Source organism: Methylobacterium phyllosphaerae, from assembly GCF_001936175.1.
GTDB classification, from domain to species: Bacteria; Pseudomonadota; Alphaproteobacteria; order Rhizobiales; family Beijerinckiaceae; genus Methylobacterium; species Methylobacterium fujisawaense.
The window spans coordinates 3,007,008-3,023,248 of sequence record NZ_CP015367.1 but is presented as its reverse complement, the minus strand read 5'-3'; the positions used below and the strand labels follow the sequence as shown (position 1 = coordinate 3,023,248).

Here is a 16,241-nt window from a genome sequence, read left to right as displayed (position 1 = left end):
GGACAGGCCGTCATGCGGCCGGGAGGGTCACAGGAACGGCAGGTCGCGGTTGAGGAGGTCGGTGATCAGCATGTGACCGGGCGCGTGGGTGATGCAGAGCGGCAGCCGCGCCGCCATCGCCACCGCCTGGGGGGTGACTCCACAGGCCCAGAAGACCGGGAGCTCGTCGGGCTCGATCGGGACCGGATCGCCGAAATCCGGCTGCGCGATGTCGCGGATACCGATCAGGCTCGGGTCGCCGAGATGGATCGGCGCTCCGTGGACCGCCGGCATCCGGGCCGTGACCTGCACGGCCTTGATGGCGTCCGCCGCCTTCATCGGCCGCATGGAGACCACCAGGGGGCCGTGGAACGGACCCGAGGGCCGTGTGGCGATCGAGGTCCGGTACATCGCGACGTTGCGGCCGAGGGCGACGTGGCGGAGCGGTATGCCCGCCGCGATCAGGCCGGCCTCGAACGAGAAGGAGCAGCCGAGGACGAAGGTGACGAGGTCGTCCCGCCACACGCCGGTCAGGTCGGGCAGCTCCGCCACGAGTTCGCCGCCCTCGTAGACGCGATAGCCGGAAACGTCGGTGGCGAGGTCGAGATCGGCGCCGAGCGTCGGAAGCGTGCGGGCGCCGGGCTGCGCGACGCCGAGGATCGGGCAGGGCTTGGGGTTCTGCTGGCAGAAGCGGTGGAAATCCTCCGTCATGGCCCGCGGCAGGATCATCAGGTTGCCCTGCGCGTGGGCGGGCACGAGACCCGAGGTGTGGCCCCGGAACCGACCCGCGCGGATCGCGCGCCGCGCTTCCGCCGCATCGGTGAAGACAGGTGCTGCGCCGTCGGCGCCCAAGTGCTGGCTCACCGCGATGATCTCCCTGGCTGGTTGTCGAGCGCCGGGCCGGCATCGTCGGCAGCCCGGATTCCGCAAGATCCCGATCGCTTCAGCGATTCATGTCCTGCCGCAACGATTTCATCGCGCCGCAGGGCACGCCAATCGTGATTGCGAATGAGGCGCGATAAACCAGTCTTATCGGCCGGCGGCCCAGGTTTCGGCCACGTCCTGGGCGAGGCGGGCCGCATCCGCCACGAAATGGTGGGCCGGCCGCTTCATGTGCATCGCCGTGAAGGTCAGATTCGAGAGCAGCGGCTCGGCCGGCAGGACGCGGAGGGTGCCGGCGCGGATCTCGGCCTCGACCACCGCCGGCGGGATCACGCAGATCCCGAGGCCCTCGATGCCCATCTTCACGATGGTGGCGAGCGAGGCGCTGGTGTGGATCTGGCTCGGCAGGAGGTTCTCCTGCAGGACGAGGTCGCGCAGCTCGACATAGGGGCTGGTGTTGCGCGGGTAGGTGATGAGCGGATGGCGCAGGAGCGCGCCGAGGCTCAGGAGCGCGTCGCCCGGCAGCAGGCCCGGCGCGGCGATCCACGCGACCGGGGTGCTGAACAGGGCACGGTTGACGAAGCTCGGCAGGGTGATCGGACCCACGAGGAGTGCCAGATCGATCTCGTCGGCGACGAGGGCGGCCTGCATGTTCGGCGAGATGTCCACGGTGATGTCGACGCCGATCCCGGGATGGGCGGCGCGCATGCGCTCGATGAAGCGCGACAGCCACAGATGGACGATCGTCTCGGACACGCCGAGCCGCAGGGTGCCCCGCGTGCGTCCGGTCTCGTGTAGGGCCGCGCTCATCTCGTCCTGCAGAGCCAGGAATCGCTCCGCGAAACCCAGGAGGAGACGCCCCCGCTCCGTCAGGGCGACGTCCCGGCTTCGGCGCTCGAACAGCGTGCCGTATTCATGCTCCAGGGCCGCGATGCGCTGGGAGACGGCCGGCTGGGTCGTGTTCACCTTCTCGCTGGCGCGGCGAAAGCTGGAGAGTTTCGCAACCCAGTAAAACACCTCCAAGCTGCGGAAATCCGCCATCCCGCGATTGTCCCGCTCCGCCGTCGTGGCCGATCATATCGCGCCCTCGCGCGCTGGCATGCAAGTTGTCGGCTGTCGCGTGTCGGCGCGGGATCACCCCGTCCCGCCGCCAGGTCCGCCCGCCCGCCCGGATGACAGCGGCGCGGTTCAGGGCGATGGAAAATCCGAAAGCCTGGCGCTCCCGTGGCGCTTCGGGCGGCATCGATTAGCGCAGGCGCGAAGCCTGAGGGTCTCGTGAAATCCCTTCCAGAGGCACCGACAAGGGCCCGACATCGCGAGCGGAATGCTCAGGTGTGGGCGCAACGGTTTCGGGTGGCCCCACACATGCGGAAACCCCGGGAGCGGAATGCTCCCGGGGTTTTGTCGACCTCGCGACCAGGTTGATCGGGCTGGGATGCAAGGGTCGAGCGAGGGGCATTGCCATCCCGCGGCGACCGGCATGCAGAGGACCAGTCCCATGCCAAGTCTCCGTGAGGGGCGATGGCCCCTCGAGTCACGCTCGGCTTAGTACGAGCCGAACTTGTAGTTCAGGCCGGCGCGGACGACGGCGAACTCGGTCTTGGCGGCGGCGCCGTTGAGGTAGGCGGTGCCGTTCGGGGGCAGGAGGTTGCCGTAGAAGACGCCGCCGGCGGAGTTCTTCTGGCGGTCGAGGCTGACGTACAGGCCTTCGACCTTCAGGGTGACGGCCGAGGAGCGGAAGAAGTTCAGGAAGGAGTCGGTGGGCAGGGCGTACTCGACGCCGCCGCCGGCGGCCCAGCCGGTGCGGAAGCTGTCGCGGAAGCGGTTGCCGGAGAAGTTCTGGTCGTCCTGGCCGGATCCGTAGGCGAAGCCGCCGGTGCCGTACACGAGGGTGCGGTCGAAGGCGTAGCCGAGGCGGCCGCGGACGGTGCCGAAGTAGTCGAGGCCGTTGCCGCTGGTGGCGACGAAGGCGGGCGGGTTGGAGAAGGCGACGCCGGGGAAGCCCAGGAAGCTGTAGTTCTGGGTGGCGTTGGCGCGGCGGGCGAAGTCGACGTACTGGGCGTCGGCCTCGAAGCCGATCACCACGCCCGAGCCCGGCGTGAACTGGTAGTTGTAGCCGATCTGGGCGCCGCCCGAGAAGCCGTCGTTGTTGTTGCGGTTGTTGACGCTGACGACGCCCGAGGTGCCGGGGGAGTTGATCAGCGAGCCGCCCGGCAGGGCGTAGCTGGTGGTGTTGCGGCTGTTGGCGTCGAAGCCGTAGCCGGCGTTCACACCGACGTAGAAGCCGGTCCAGGTGAACACCGGCACCGGCGTGAACACCGGCGGCGGCGCAGCGCGGCGCGGCAGGTCGGCGGCGGACGCCGCAGCCGTGAGAGCGGTGAATGCAGCCAGAGAGGCCAGGATCTTGGTCATGTCCGTGTTGGTTCCGTTAGCAGCGTCTGCTGATCTCGACGTATCAGGCGCGCGATCGGGAAGATGTAGCTCGCCGGCAACACTTAGAAATTCGCGCGCGTCCCGATCTCGGCATCCTTAACGGTTCTATACCGCAGAAATGTTACTCAAAGACGAACAGGAAGATCTATCGTCGTCTACGAGTTGTCCTCCGAGCCGCGGCGCGCAGGATCGCGCCGGCCTGCGTTGGGTCGGCGAGCCTGACCAAGCAGCCTGGAGGCCTGCGGCGAAGATTTGCAGCGAAGACCTGCGCGGTGGCGCCCGGACGCACGTCGCCGGTGTCGCCCAGGGTCAGCCGCACGCCGTCCGTCCGCGGTCCGGCACGACGGCCCCTGGCGTACGTCTCGACGTACGCGGACGGATCGAAAGCTGATCGATACGGTACGGGCACTTTGCGATTGCAGCTTTCGGGATCGGATCTCGTGGCGGCGTCGCGGGCCGCGAATGCGGCCGATCGCCGGCCGGCGGCGCCTCGACCCTGTCCTGCGGTCTCCGAAGCGCTGGGATAGAGGTGGGCGCCCCGCGATGACGATGCGCCGGGGTCGACTTACCGGCGCGGGGGCTGCGGTTCGAAGTCCAAACCGCATCTCTTCTCGACAGAGGCCTGCTCCAATGCCTTCACCGCTCCCTTGCGGCGCGTGAGTTCGGCGGTCTGATGGTTGTCGCCATCGATGAAGTGAAGGGCCGGCAGGACGATGACCGCACCGACTGTCGTGGCGACTTGGTCGCTGCGGCGCTTTTCATCCTGCGGCCCAATCGCCTGTGCCGCCCGCGCGGAGACCCGTCCCGCCTCTTCGCGGATCTGCGCACAGGTTAAATGGCTGAGCTGAATCGGCGAAACCGACGTCGCCGCGACCTTCTCGTCGTGTGTTTATGCGGGGATCCTTAAGATGCCGTCCAGATATCGGCTATGGCGTCGTCTGCACAAATCGGCCGTTATCAAATTACAGGGACGCAAAGGACCAGCTTTGAAATAGAAATTTATGTCGAAGAACGTTCTGGCCGGGTCGATCTATCGCGATCGTGTGACCGATCGCACGGGTTGCACCGGGACGGCTGGACCGATGACGGATGACTTCCAGGCGGTGTTTCGGTCTTCAGGCGGCATTCCCGCGGCTCCTCGCCGGTTGCGACCCGGACTGTCGTTGCGCGGACCTCGTTGGGCGGTCAGGCTCGTCGAACATGGCGCGTGTCGAGGGGGTATCTCCGGGGACGAATCGGAACGCCCCGGGCTTCGCCGTCGACTCGCCCGACGTGCGATCGGCCCGCCCTTGCCGCTCCGTGATCGTCCGCGGCTCGATCCGGGCCGCCGGCGGGCGGGCGCCGCCTGCGAGATCGGACCTGAGCGCCGGACGCCCCGTTCCGCCCGGATCCCCTCCGCGTTCGGCGCAGCCCACCGCGGTTCCGCTGCCACCGATCCGGTGGCGCTGGCGTGACCGTTGCACCTGAAGGTCTCCATCGGCAAAGACCCTGCCGCGATACGTCTTCGAACGCATCGAAGCGTCTCGCGACCGAGAATGGACCATGACGCACCAATGCGCAGAGGTATCGGCGATCGGCCGCGGACGGCATCGATGAAGGCGGCCGACGAAGGCGATCGCGTGGGCGCCATCTGCCAAGCCCTGCGCCGGGCCATCGTGGAACGGGCGCTGGCCCCCGGTGACCGCCTGCCCGAGGATGCCCTGGGCGAACGGTTCGGCGTGAGCCGCACCATCGCCCGGCAGGCCCTGTTGCGGCTGGCCGGGGAAGGCCTGGTCGACCTCCGCCGCAATCGCATCGCCGTCGTGGCGACGCCGAGTTGGGAGGAGGCGCGTGACACCTTCGACGTGCGCCTCGGCCTGGAGCGGCTCGTGGTGCGCCGCCTCGCCGGACAGCTCAGCCCCGAGCAGCGTCAGATTCTGCTGGATCAGATCGCCCGCGAGGAGGCCGCCCGGGGTGGGCCCGAGGCGCTCTCGATCCGGCTCGCGACCGAATTCCATCTGATGCTCGCCGAGATGACCGGCAGCGCCGTGCTGACCCGGTACGTCGCCGAACTCGGCTATCGCTGCGCCCTGATCCTGTCCCTCTACAGCCGGCCGCATTCCTCGGACTGCGCCGTGAGCGAGCACCGCGACATCGTCGCCGCCCTGGTCGCGGGTGATGCCGAACGCGCCGCCGCGCTCATGGACCACCACCTCGATGCGGTCGCCGAGCGGGCGCGCATCGTGCCCCCGACCCCGCGCGAGCGCGATCTCGGACGCCTGTTGGCGCCCTACGTCGCGGGCGGCGGAGCCTGAGCCTTCGGCGTCAGGCCGTGAGGCCGTGCTTCGTCAGCAGACGCTCTGCGCTGTCGTTCCAGACCTCCATCCCGACGATCAGGCCGTCGCGCACGGTGAAGCGGTCGACGTAGCGGTTGCCCTCGAAGGGCGTGCCGTCCGGCCAGGCGCCGTAGAGCGTCCCGAGGCTGTAGACCGTCGTGACGCCGTCGCCCGGGACCACGTCCAGCCGCTCCATCCGCTTCTTCACCCAGGCGTAGCGCCCGGCATTGAAGGCCGTGACCTCGGACGGATGGTTGAAGACCCGCGCGCCGGTGAACACGATCCGGGTGCCCGGCGCCATGTAGCGGGCGGCCGTCTCGGGATCCGGGACCATCGAGGCCTCGAGATAGGCGGTGACGTTGGCGGCGTCGCGCGCGGTCGCCGCGCTGTGAATCACATCGGTCATGGCAGGCCTCCTGTCGGCCCTAACGTGCCGCAAAAGTCAGGTCCGTGCATGCAGGAAGTGTATGCACTTTGACACGTGATTGAGCACAATATGCCTCCGAGGGTGCACGCATCCGGCGCCGGGAGCGGCCGAGCACCGGAATCTCGCTGGCATGGAGGTTGCGGTCTTCTGGGGCGCCCCGCCCTCGGAGACACGCCATGGCCTCCTTCCTGCCCCCGACCCTGCGCCGCTTCGCGGTGACGACGAGCGCGCTGCTCGGCCTCGCGATCTCGACCGCGCAGGCGGCCGACACCGTCAAGATCGGCCTCGTGACCGCCCTGAGCGGCCAGTCCGCGAAATCCGGCGAGGCGATCTCCCGCGGGATCGGGCTTGCCATCGACGAGATCAACGCCAAGGGCGGGGTGCTCGGGCGTCCGCTCGAGCTGGTGGCCCGCGACGACGAGGCCAACCCGTCCAAGGGCGTGCTGGCGACCCGCGAGCTGATCCAGCGGGTCGGCGTCGTCGCGGTGGTCGGCGGCCTCGACACGCCGGTCTCGATGGCGATCGTGCCCATCGCCAACCAGATGAAGGTGCCGTTCATCGGCCCCTGGGCGGCCGGCACCGGCATCACCCGCAACGGTGCCGCCGACAATTACGCCTTCCGGGTCTCGGCGGTCGATGCCCTCGTCGACGAGGCGCTGGTCGCCTACGCGGTGAAGACCTACGGGGCGAAGAAGCCCGGGATGATCCTCGTCAACAACGCCTGGGGCGAGTCGAACCAGAAGGGCCTCAAGGACGCCCTGCAGGCGGCCAACCTCCCGGCGGCGGGCATCGAGAAGTACGAGGCCAACGACGTCGACATGGTGCCCCAGTTGTCGCGGCTGAAGGAGGCCGGGGCCGACGCGCTGTTCCTCGTCGGCAATGTCGGTCCCTCGGCCCAGGTGGTGAAGTCCCTCGACCGGATGGGATGGTCGGTGCCGGTTGTCTCGCATTGGGGGCCGGCAGGCGGCCGCTTCGACGAGCTCGCCGGCCCGAGCGCCGGCAAGGTCCACTTCATCCAGACCTTCACCTTCGCGGGCAACACGTCGCCGAAGGCGAATACGGTGCTGGACGCGCTCAAGGCCAAGTACCCAGCGATCAAGTCGATGGCCGACGTCACCCCCGCCGTCGGCATCGCCAACGCCTACGACGCCACGCACCTGCTGGCGCTCGCCATCGAGGCCGCGGGTTCCACCGAGGGCCCGAAGGTCCGCGACGGCTTCTACAAGATCGGCACCTATCCGGGCCTGATCAAAACCTACGACAAGCCCTTCGCCCCCGGCCAGCACGACGCACTCGGCCCGAACGACTACGTGTTCACCCGCTTCAAGGACGGTGAGATCGTCGCGGTGACCAACTGAGCCCGGCGATGCTGACCTCCATCCTCGTCAGCGGCCTCGGCCTCGGCAGCATGTACGGGCTCGTGGCGCTCGGCTTCCACGTGACCTACGCGGTGTCGGGGACCGTGAACTTCGCGCAGGGCAGCGTCGTGACCCTGGGCGCGGTCCTGGCCTACGCGCTGGGCGTCACCCTCGGCTGGCCGATGCCGGCCGCGATCGTCCTGGCGCTCGCCGGCTGCGCCCTGTTCGGCCTTGTGGTCGAGCGGGCGCTGGTCCGTCCGTTCGTGGCCCGCGGCTCGGATGCGTGGCTCCTGGCGACGGTGGCGGGCGGCATCGTCCTCGACAACACCGCGCTGTTCACCTTCGGCAAGGAGCCGCGCAGCCTGCCCTCGCCGCTGGCGACGAAGCCCGTTGAGATCCTCGGGACCGGCATCTACCCGCTGCAGCTCGTGATCCCGGTGGTCGGGATCGCCCTGGCCTTCGCGATCCGCACGGTGTTCCGCCGGACCGATCTCGGCCGCGTCCTCCTCGCCGTGGCGCAGAACGCCGACGCCGCCCGCCTGATGGGGATCGACGTGCGCCGCACCGTGGCCTGCGCCTTCGCGCTCTCGGCGGTGCTGGCCGGCATCGCGGGCCTGCTGATCGCGCCGCTCTTCTCGGTCTCGGCCGAGCTCGGCACGCTGTTCGGCATCAAGGCCTTCGCGGTGGCGATCCTCGGCGGCATCGGCTCCGCCACCGGGGTGATCCTGGCGGGGCTGCTCTACGGCCTCGTCGAGGCCGGCGTCACCGCCACCCTCGGCTCGACCTACACGCAGCTCGTGGTGTTCTCGGTGATCATCCTGGCCCTCACCCTGCGCCCCGACGGCCTGCTCGGCCGCGCCGCGGTCAACAAGGTCTGACGCGATGCCGTACCTGCGCTCGGCTCCGGCGATGCGGCTCGGCATCGCCGGCCTCACCGCCGCCGCGCTCGGCCTCGTCGCGCTGACCGCGGGCTACAGCCACTTCGTGATCGCCCTCGTGGCGCTGACGACGGTGGCGGGGGTCGGCCTCAACGTGCTCCTCGGCCTGACCGGGCTGATCTCGTTCGGCCATGCCGGCTTCTACGCGATCGGCGCCTACGCGAGCGCGATCCTGACGCTCCACGGCGTCAGTTTCTGGCTGGCGCTCCCGGCGGCGGCGCTGATCGCGGCGCTCGTCGGCGGCCTCGTGGCGGTGCCGGCGATGCGGGTGAAGGGCCCCTACCTCGCTATGCTGACGATCGCCTTCGGGTTCATTGTCGAGCACGGCCTGATCGAGGGCGGCGAGCTGACCGGCGGCCAGAACGGCCTCGTCGTGACCGATGCGCCGAGCCTCCTCGGCGAGCCGCTCTCGCCGGCCGGCCTCGCGGTGCTGGCGGTGCTCGCGGCCGGCGCGAGTCTCGCCGGGTTCGACCTCCTCGCCCGCAGCCGCCTCGGCCGGGCGATGCGCGCCGTGCGCGACGCCGACGTCGCCGCGGCGGCTTTGGGCTTCGATCCGGTCCGGGTGAAGACCCTGGCCTTCGCGATCTCCGCGGCCCTGACCGGCCTCGCGGGCGCTGTCCTGCCGCCGCTGATGCTGTTCATCGCGCCGAGCTCGTTCCCGTTCTCGCAGTCGATCCTGTTCGTCCTGTCGGTGATCGTCGGGGGCGCCGGCACGGTGCTCGGCCCGCTCTTCGGCGCCCTCGTCACCGTGCTGCTGCCGGAGGCGCTGTCCGGCCTCGCCGAGTACCGCCTGCTGTTCTTCGGGGTCGCGACCCTGGCGGTGCTCTGGCTGGTGCCCTCGGGGCTGGTCGGCAGCCTTGCCCGACTGCTGCCCCGCGGCCGCGACGCGCCGGCCGCCGGGGACAGCGAAGAGGTGTCGCTGCGCGGCACGACGGCGCGCGATCCCCTGGTCCTCGAGGGCATCGGCATCCGCTTCGGCGGCATAACGGCTGCGGAGGGGGTCGACCTCACCGCCCAGCCGGCGGCGGTCACCAGCGTGATCGGCCCGAACGGGGCCGGCAAAACCACCGTGCTGAACATGATTTCAGGCTTCTACCGCCCGACCGCCGGGGCGATCCGGCTGGGCGGATGCGACCTCGCCGGACGGCCGGCCCACGTCGTCGCCCGCGCCGGCATCGCGCGCACCTACCAGACCACGCGCCTGTTCGGCTCGCTCCCGGTGGTGGACAACGTCGCCCTCGGCTTCGCGCCGGGCCGGCTGTGGCGCCGCGCGCAGGCGCAGGACCGCGCGACGGCCGCGTCGCTCCTCGCGTTCGTCGGCTACCGGGGCGCCCTCGACCGCTTGGCCGCCGAATTGCCCCATGTCGACCGGCGGCTCGTTGAGATCGCCCGGGCGCTCGCCGGCGGCCCCACGGTGCTGCTTCTCGACGAGCCCGCCGCCGGCCTGTCGCGGGCCGACACCGACCGGCTGGCCGGCCTGATCCGCCGGATCGCCGACAGCGGCGTCGCGGTCGTCCTGGTCGAGCACGACATGCCGCTGGTGATGGGCATCTCCGACCACATCCTCGTCATGGATGCCGGGCGCCCGATCGCACGCGGCACGCCCGCCGAGATCCGGCGCGACCCGGCCGTCCTGCGCGCCTATCTCGGCGGCGCCGACACGCCCGCCCGGCCGCGCAGCACGCCGTGGCAGGGGCCGGCGGATGCCGTCCTCTCCGTCCTCGACCTGACGGCCGGCTACGGCGCCGCGCCCGTCCTCGATGGCATCCATCTCGACGTGCGGCCGGGCGAGACCGTCGCCCTGCTGGGCGCCAACGGCGCCGGCAAGTCCACGGCCATGCGGGCTCTCGCGGGACTGCTGCGCCCGGTGGCGGGATCGATCGTGTTCGACGACCGGCGCGTCGAGGCGCTGCCCGCGCACCGGATCGCCCGCAGCGGCCTCTGCCTGGTGCCGGAGGGCCGACAGGTCTTCCCGGAGCTCAGCGTCGTCGAGAACATCCGCCTCGGCGCCTTCGGACGCGGGACGCCGATCGACCCGGCCGAGGTCGAGCGCCTGCTCGACCGGTTCCCGCGGCTGCGGGACCGGGCGGCGAGCCGGGCGGGCCTGCTCTCCGGCGGCGAGCAGCAGATGCTGGCCATCGCCCGCGGGTTGATGGCGCATCCGCGCATCCTGCTCCTCGACGAGCCGTCGCTGGGCCTCGCCCCGGCGATGATCAACGCCCTCTACGCCACCGTGGCCGAGCTGCGCGACGAGGGCGTCACCATCCTGATCGTCGACCAGATGGCGGCGCTCGCCCTCACGGTCGCCGACCGCGGCTACGTGCTGGAGCAGGGCCGGGTGGTCGCGCGCGGAACCGCCGCGGCACTGTCGGCGGACAAGGGGCTGGAAGCGGCCTATCTCGGTGCGGCGTAACAGGGTCTCCACATGGACACGAATGCGGGCCACGGCCGCTACAGCTACAGCGCGCTCCCGGACCGGCCGGTCTACGACTGGCCCGAGGGCAAGCGCCTCGCCGTCTATGTCGGGCTGAACCTGGAGACTTTCGCGTTCGGCCAGGGCCTGGGCGCCGAGCTGGCGCCGGGCGGCCCGCAGCCGGACGTGCTCAACTACGCGTGGCGCGACTGGGGCAACCGGGTCGGCGCGTGGCGGATCGCCGAGATGCTGGACGCCCTGGCGATGCCCGCGAGCGTGCTGGTCAACAGCAACCTCTACCGGGACTGCCCCGGGCTGATCGAGGCGTTCCGCGCCCGCGGCGACGAGATCGTCGGCCACGGGCGGACCAACGCGGAGCGGCAGGGCACCCTCGACGAGGCCGCCGAGCGGGCCCTGATCGCCGAGACGACGGCGGTGATCGCCGCGCAGGAAGGCCGCCCGCCTTCCGGCTGGCTCGGCCCCTGGATCTCGCAGTCGCGGGTGACGCCCGACCTGCTCGCCGAGTCCGGCTACCGCTACCTGCTGGACTGGGACCACGACGATCAGCCGACCTGGTTCGCGACCCGCAACGGCGGCCGGATCCTGACGGTGCCGTACCCGCAGGAACTCAACGACGTCCCCGCCATCGTCGCCCGCAAGGAGACGGGTCGCCAGTTCGCGGACGCCATCGTCGACGCCTTCGACGAGATGTTGGAGCAGTCCCGGCGTGCGCCCCTCGTCATGGGCATCGCGCTCCACCCCTACATCGTCGGACGACCGCACCGGCTGCGGCCCCTGCGGCGGGCGCTCCAGCACATCGCCGACCACCGCGGCGACATCTGGCTCACCACCGCCGGGGCGATCGCCGACCACATCGTCGCGCAGGAGGCCGGGCCGCGCTGACGCGGTCCCAGTCCGGACCGGAGGGCCTCAGAGCACCTGCGAAAGGAACCGGCGCGTGCGCTCGTCCTGGGCGGAGGCGAAGAAGGTCGCGGGCGGGCCGTGCTCGACGATGACGCCGCGGTCGGTGAAGTAGATGTGGTCGGCGACGTCGCGGGCGAAGTTCATCTCGTGCGTGACGAGCATGCAGGTCATGCCCTCCTCGGCGAGTTCCCGGATCGTCACCAGCACCTCTTTGACCGTCTCCGGATCGAGGGCGGCGGTGACCTCGTCGAACAGCATCACGTCCGGCCGCATCGCCAGCGAGCGGGCGATGGCCACGCGCTGCTGCTGGCCGCCGGACAGCTCGCCGGGATAGGCGTTCTCCTTGCCGGCCAGCCGGACCTTGGCGAGGAGCGCCCGCGCCCGCGCCTCGACCTCGCGCTTCTCCTGACCGAGGACGTGGATGGGAGCCATCATCACGTTCTGCAGCGCGGTCTTGTGCGGGAACAGGTTGTATTGCTGGAACACCATGCCGACCTTGCGGCGCAGCGCCAGCTTGTCGAGCCGCGGATCGGTGACGTCGATCCCCTCGACCTCGATCGAGCCCGCGGTGACCGGCACCAGCGCGTTGATGCAGCGGATCAGCGTCGACTTGCCCGAGCCCGAGGGGCCGATGATGCAGACGACCTCGCCCTTGCGGACGTCGAAGCTGATCCCCTTCAGCACCTCGAACGTCCCGAAGGACTTGTGCACGTCGGCGATGCGGACGATCGGCTGATCGGGCGTCCAATTCGGGGACGGGGTTTCGGCCAGGGTCGCGCGCGTCATGGTTTCAACGGGTCTCGAAGCGGCGTTCCAGGGCGGCGGTGAACCGGTCGATCGGGTAGCAGTAGAGGAAGAAGCAGAGCAGGGCGAAGCCGTAGAGCGGGGCGAACAGCTCGGGGCGGCCGCCCTCGGCGGCGTGCACCTGTGCGGTCAGCGTCAGCATCTCGGTGACGCCGACGATCGACGCCTGCACCGTCGCCATCGCGATCAGCGAATAGACGTTCATCCAGGGCGGCAGCATCCGCTTTGCGCACTGGGGTAGGATGATGCGCCACATCGTCTGCCGACGGGTGAAGGCCAGCGACTCGGCGGCCTCCCACTGGGTGTTCGGCACCGAGCGCACCGCGCCGCGGACGATCTCGGCGACGTTGGCCATGACCGGCAGGCTGAAGCCGAAGGTCGCCTTCACCCAGTCGGGCAGCGGCACGCGGAGGCCGAACACCGTGATCTGGAACGGCACGAGGAACATCACGAAGAACAGCAGCACCAGCCAGGGCACGTTGCGGAAGACCTGCGTGGCGCACCACGCGAGGCGGGGCAGGATCCGCCCCTCCGCCAGCATGGCCAGCCCGAGCCCGATGCCCGCCACCGTGCCGATCGCCATCGCCATTAGCGAGATCGCCACGTTAAAGGCGAAGCCCGTGAGCAGGAGCGGCGCCCACTTGATCACGACCTCCAGCGGCGACAGCGCGGCGGCCCCGCCCTGCGCCCAGGCCGGGACGGCGACGAGGGCGAGCCCGGCGAGCAGCCAGAGATGGGCCGGGCGCAGGCGCGACGCTGCGCGGTCCTTCGGGAGCGCGAACGGCAGGAGGACCGGCAGGTCCCCCGGTCGCCGGCCCTGCGAATCTGGGGCGCTCATCGGCCGTATCCCGGGATGCGCAGGGCGCGCTCCCAGCGGTGCATGATCCAGACGAGCACGCCGACGAGGACCGCGTAGGTCGCCAGCAGCACCAGCATCATCTCCAGGACGTTCTGCGACTCGGACCAGATCTGCTTGACCGCGTACAGGGTCTCCGGGACCGCGATGGCGTAGGCCAACGTGGTGGTCTTCAGGAGGTTGATGAGGTTGTTGTTCAGGGCCGGCAGGCACACGCGCAGGGCCAGCGGCAGGACGACGTACCGGTAGGCCTTGAAGCGGGTATAGCCCAGGGCCTCGGCGGCCTCGATCGTGGTCCGGGGCACGGCCTCGATGCCGGAGCGGAAGATCTCGACGTTGAACGCGCCCGCGAACAGCGACAGCGAGATGATCGCCCACTGGACGTTGTTGAGGATCGGCGCGCGCAGGCCGTCGGCCGAGCGGATGTCCGGGAGCAGCGTCCCGAGGCCGAAGTAGAAGAAGAAGATCTGCACGAGCGGCGGCGTGTTGCGGAACACCACCACGAAGCCGTTGACCAGCGCCCGCAGGACGCGCGACGGCCCGCTCTGCAGGAGCGCCCCGACGGCGCCGATGACGAGGCTCGCCAGGATGGTGCTGATCCCGAGGAGCAGCGTCATCCGCAGGCCGGCCACGTACCGGTCCCAGTCGTAGGGATCGTAGAAGATTGTGAAGTTGAAGCCCGTGGTCTCGTAGAGCTGCTGGAACCACGCCTGGATCGTGGCGATCATCGCGGGTGAACGCCCGGCTTCGTCGTGCAGGCGCGCATCAGTTGGTCGCGTTCTTGTACTTCTCGTACATCGCCTTCGAGTAAGCGGTCGGCTCGATGCCCCACTTCTTCTCCTCGTTGACGATGAAGCCGGTCTTCATCCAGTCCTTGGTGGCGTCCTCGACCGCGGCCTGGAGCGTGGTGTTGCCCTGCGCCACCGCCATCATCCACGGGGCGTCGAGGATGCCCTTGAGCGGCAGCGCGTAGTTGGCCTTCCAGTCGTCGTCGAGCAGTTTACCCTGCAGCATGCTCTGGTCGTAAAGGTAGCCGATGCAGTTGCCCTGCTTGAGCGCGAAGAGCGGCTTCTCGGATCCGTCGAAGGCGACGATCTCCGCCCCGTAGGTCCGCGCGACGTCCTTGTTGTACCAAGCCCCCGAGGTGGCGCAGACCGGCTTGCCCTTGAGCTGCGCCCAGTCGGTGATCCCGGACGACTTGGGCAGTAGGACGTTCACGAAGTCGGAATAGTAGTTCGGGTCGATCGCCTGGACGACGCGGCGGCGCTCCGGCTTGTCCGACAGGGTGGCGATCAGCAGATCGACCTTGCCCTGCTGCAGGAACTCGATCCGGTTGGCCGAGACGACCGGCACGAGTTCGAGCTTCACGCCCAGGCGCTTGGCGAGGTCGGCGGCGAGGTCGGGCTCGAGGCCGATGATCGTCCCGCTCGGGTCGCGGAAGCCGAACGGCTTGTAATCCGCCTTCACGCCGACGATCAGCGTCCCGCGCTTCTTGATCGCGTCGACGCCGTCGGCGGCCGTGGCCCGGCCGGGCAGCGCGACGGCCGAGAACGCCGCGAGCGCGGCCAGCGCACCGGTCGTCAGAAGGGTGCGGATCGTGAGGCGCATCGGATCTTTCCTGCTCGGGTCAACCGATCTTGGCATGGTTTCTAGCAATCCACGAGCCATTAGCCGGCGCATCAACTGAAACGTGCCAAGGCGAAGGGCGTGAGATCGACTGTGCCGCCGGTCCCGGCCAGTTCTGCCGCGACGGCCTCGCCGATGCCGGCCGAGTGCTTGAAGCCGTGCCCCGAACAGGCGGAGACCACCGTGACCCGGTCCATCGCGGGATGCCGGTCGATGATGAAGCCGCGGTCGGGGGTCACCGTGTAGACGCAGGCCGCGGCCTGGACGACCTCCGGGGTCGCGCCGGCCACCCGGTTCGCGACGCGCAGCCGGTACATCTCGGCGGATTCGGACAAGTCGACGCGGCGCTCCACCCCGTCTGCACTGGTAATGGTGTCGTACTGCTCCGTGGCGACCTTGATGGACCCGTCGAGCGGCGGGAAGCCGTAGAGGTATTCGGTGTCGCCCGTCCCGTACATCCAGATGAAGACCGGCGAATGCGGCCCGTAGGCGGTCTCGTCCGCCAGCGCGTACCAATGCAGGAGCTGACGGCGGACGGTCAGGAGCCGGTCGAATGGGCTCCCGAGCAGCGGGGCCGTCCAGGCGCCCGCAGCCACGACGGCGCGGTCGGCCAGGATGGTCCCCTCCGCGGTGTCGATACGGACGCCGCTCCCGTCCTGCTGCAGCCCGACCACCGCGCAGTTCGTGCGGATCTCGGCGCCCGCGGCCCCCGCGCGGCCGAGCTGCGCCGCGAGGCAGCGCTCCGGGAACACGTAGCCGCCGCCCGGCTCGTAATAAGCCTTCTCGTCGCCCGCGAGGTTGAGGAATTGCGGGAACCGGCGGGCCACCGCCGCACCGTCGAGCACCTCGTGGGCGATGCCGGCCCCCTGTGCCGCGCTGATCGAGCGTCCGACGAAATCCGGCTTCCCGTGATGGGACGAAGTGCCGTGGCCGGGTGCCATGACGAGGGCGCCGCAGGCGTTCAGCAGGGTCTCGCCGGTCTCGGCCTCCAGCTCGCGCCAGATGCGGTGCGAGGCGGTGACGAAGGGAACGTAGTCGGCGCCCTCACCGACCGCCTGCCGGGTGATCCGCGTCTCGCCGTGGCTGGACCCGAGCGCGTGGGGCGGCGCGAAGCGGTCGAGCCCGATGACCGCGGCGCCCCGCTTCGCCAGCTGGTAGAGCGCGGCGCTGCCCATCGCGCCGAGTCCCAGAACGGCGACGTCGTAGCGGCGGCTCACGGCCGGCACTCCCGCAGGCTGCCGGGACGGGACGCCGCCGCAGCGCGGAACGGGGGCAAGTCGGCAGGT

Annotated in this window: 14 protein-coding genes; 5 read left to right on the top strand and 9 right to left on the bottom strand. The window is 70.1% G+C overall.

The genetic code is table 11. The features are described from left to right. Nucleotides 1–27 precede the first annotated feature (27 nt). From MCBMB27_RS13675 to MCBMB27_RS13665, 3 genes are all read right to left on the bottom strand, one after another. The gene (locus MCBMB27_RS13675; protein WP_418287737.1) at nucleotides 28–849 is read right to left on the bottom strand and encodes a putative hydro-lyase; all 822 of its coding nucleotides are present in this window, start codon (nucleotides 847–849) and stop codon (nucleotides 28–30) included. 159 nt (nucleotides 850–1,008) lie between these two features. Then, nucleotides 1,009–1,902: a LysR family transcriptional regulator gene (locus MCBMB27_RS13670; protein ID WP_075380683.1), complete on the bottom strand. Its 894-nt coding sequence runs from the start codon at nucleotides 1,900–1,902 to the stop codon at nucleotides 1,009–1,011. Between the two features lie 504 nt (nucleotides 1,903–2,406). Next, complete coding sequence (locus tag MCBMB27_RS13665; RefSeq protein ID WP_043758726.1) at nucleotides 2,407–3,273, bottom strand: outer membrane protein; 867 nt, start codon at nucleotides 3,271–3,273, stop codon at nucleotides 2,407–2,409. A gap of 1,613 nt (nucleotides 3,274–4,886) precedes the next feature. Between MCBMB27_RS13665 and MCBMB27_RS13655 the strand changes: the two genes are divergently transcribed. Next, entirely contained in the window at nucleotides 4,887–5,588 is a 702-nt protein-coding gene (locus tag MCBMB27_RS13655; RefSeq protein ID WP_043389194.1) for a GntR family transcriptional regulator, read from the top strand. Nucleotides 5,589–5,598: 10 nt separating this feature from the next. Here the strand turns inward: MCBMB27_RS13655 and MCBMB27_RS13650 are convergent, their stop codons facing one another. Further along, nucleotides 5,599–6,015: a nuclear transport factor 2 family protein gene (locus MCBMB27_RS13650; protein ID WP_083683537.1), complete on the bottom strand. Its 417-nt coding sequence runs from the start codon at nucleotides 6,013–6,015 to the stop codon at nucleotides 5,599–5,601. Nucleotides 6,016–6,212: 197 nt separating this feature from the next. Here MCBMB27_RS13650 and MCBMB27_RS13645 point away from each other — a divergent pair, with 197 nt between their 5' ends. The 4 genes from MCBMB27_RS13645 to MCBMB27_RS13630 are packed head-to-tail and all read left to right on the top strand — an operon-like array spanning nucleotide 6,213 to nucleotide 11,648. Next, complete coding sequence (locus tag MCBMB27_RS13645; RefSeq protein ID WP_075380682.1) at nucleotides 6,213–7,394, top strand: ABC transporter substrate-binding protein; 1,182 nt, start codon at nucleotides 6,213–6,215, stop codon at nucleotides 7,392–7,394. An 8-nt stretch (nucleotides 7,395–7,402) separates the two neighbouring features. Further along, nucleotides 7,403–8,272, top strand: coding sequence for a branched-chain amino acid ABC transporter permease (locus tag MCBMB27_RS13640; protein WP_075380681.1), 870 nt, complete (start codon nucleotides 7,403–7,405; stop codon nucleotides 8,270–8,272). Nucleotides 8,273–8,276: 4 nt separating this feature from the next. Beyond that, a complete protein-coding gene (locus MCBMB27_RS13635; RefSeq protein WP_075380680.1) occupies nucleotides 8,277–10,745 on the top strand; it encodes a branched-chain amino acid ABC transporter ATP-binding protein/permease in 2,469 nt (822 codons plus the stop codon). 12 nt (nucleotides 10,746–10,757) lie between these two features. Next, nucleotides 10,758–11,648 carry a polysaccharide deacetylase family protein gene (locus tag MCBMB27_RS13630; RefSeq protein ID WP_075380679.1) on the top strand — a complete coding sequence of 297 codons (891 nt, stop codon included), beginning with the start codon at nucleotides 10,758–10,760 and terminating at the stop codon, nucleotides 11,646–11,648. 27 nt (nucleotides 11,649–11,675) lie between these two features. Here the strand turns inward: MCBMB27_RS13630 and MCBMB27_RS13625 are convergent, their stop codons facing one another. From MCBMB27_RS13625 to solA, 5 genes are all read right to left on the bottom strand, one after another. Beyond that, entirely contained in the window at nucleotides 11,676–12,455 is a 780-nt protein-coding gene (locus MCBMB27_RS13625) for an amino acid ABC transporter ATP-binding protein (protein WP_043348798.1), read from the bottom strand. Nucleotides 12,456–12,459: 4 nt separating this feature from the next. After that, nucleotides 12,460–13,311, bottom strand: a complete 852-nt coding sequence (locus tag MCBMB27_RS13620; protein ID WP_043389208.1) for an amino acid ABC transporter permease — start codon at nucleotides 13,309–13,311, stop codon at nucleotides 12,460–12,462. Next, nucleotides 13,308–14,057, bottom strand: a complete 750-nt coding sequence (locus MCBMB27_RS13615; RefSeq protein ID WP_053611262.1) for an amino acid ABC transporter permease — start codon at nucleotides 14,055–14,057, stop codon at nucleotides 13,308–13,310. The genes MCBMB27_RS13620 and MCBMB27_RS13615 overlap by 4 nt, the downstream gene beginning before the upstream one ends. Nucleotides 14,058–14,094: 37 nt before the next feature. Further along, the gene (locus MCBMB27_RS13610; RefSeq protein WP_075380678.1) at nucleotides 14,095–14,937 is read right to left on the bottom strand and encodes a transporter substrate-binding domain-containing protein; all 843 of its coding nucleotides are present in this window, start codon (nucleotides 14,935–14,937) and stop codon (nucleotides 14,095–14,097) included. Between the two features lie 71 nt (nucleotides 14,938–15,008). Further along, the gene (gene solA, locus MCBMB27_RS13605) at nucleotides 15,009–16,172 is read right to left on the bottom strand and encodes an N-methyl-L-tryptophan oxidase (protein ID WP_075380677.1); all 1,164 of its coding nucleotides are present in this window, start codon (nucleotides 16,170–16,172) and stop codon (nucleotides 15,009–15,011) included. Between the last annotated feature and the right edge of the window lie 69 nt (nucleotides 16,173–16,241).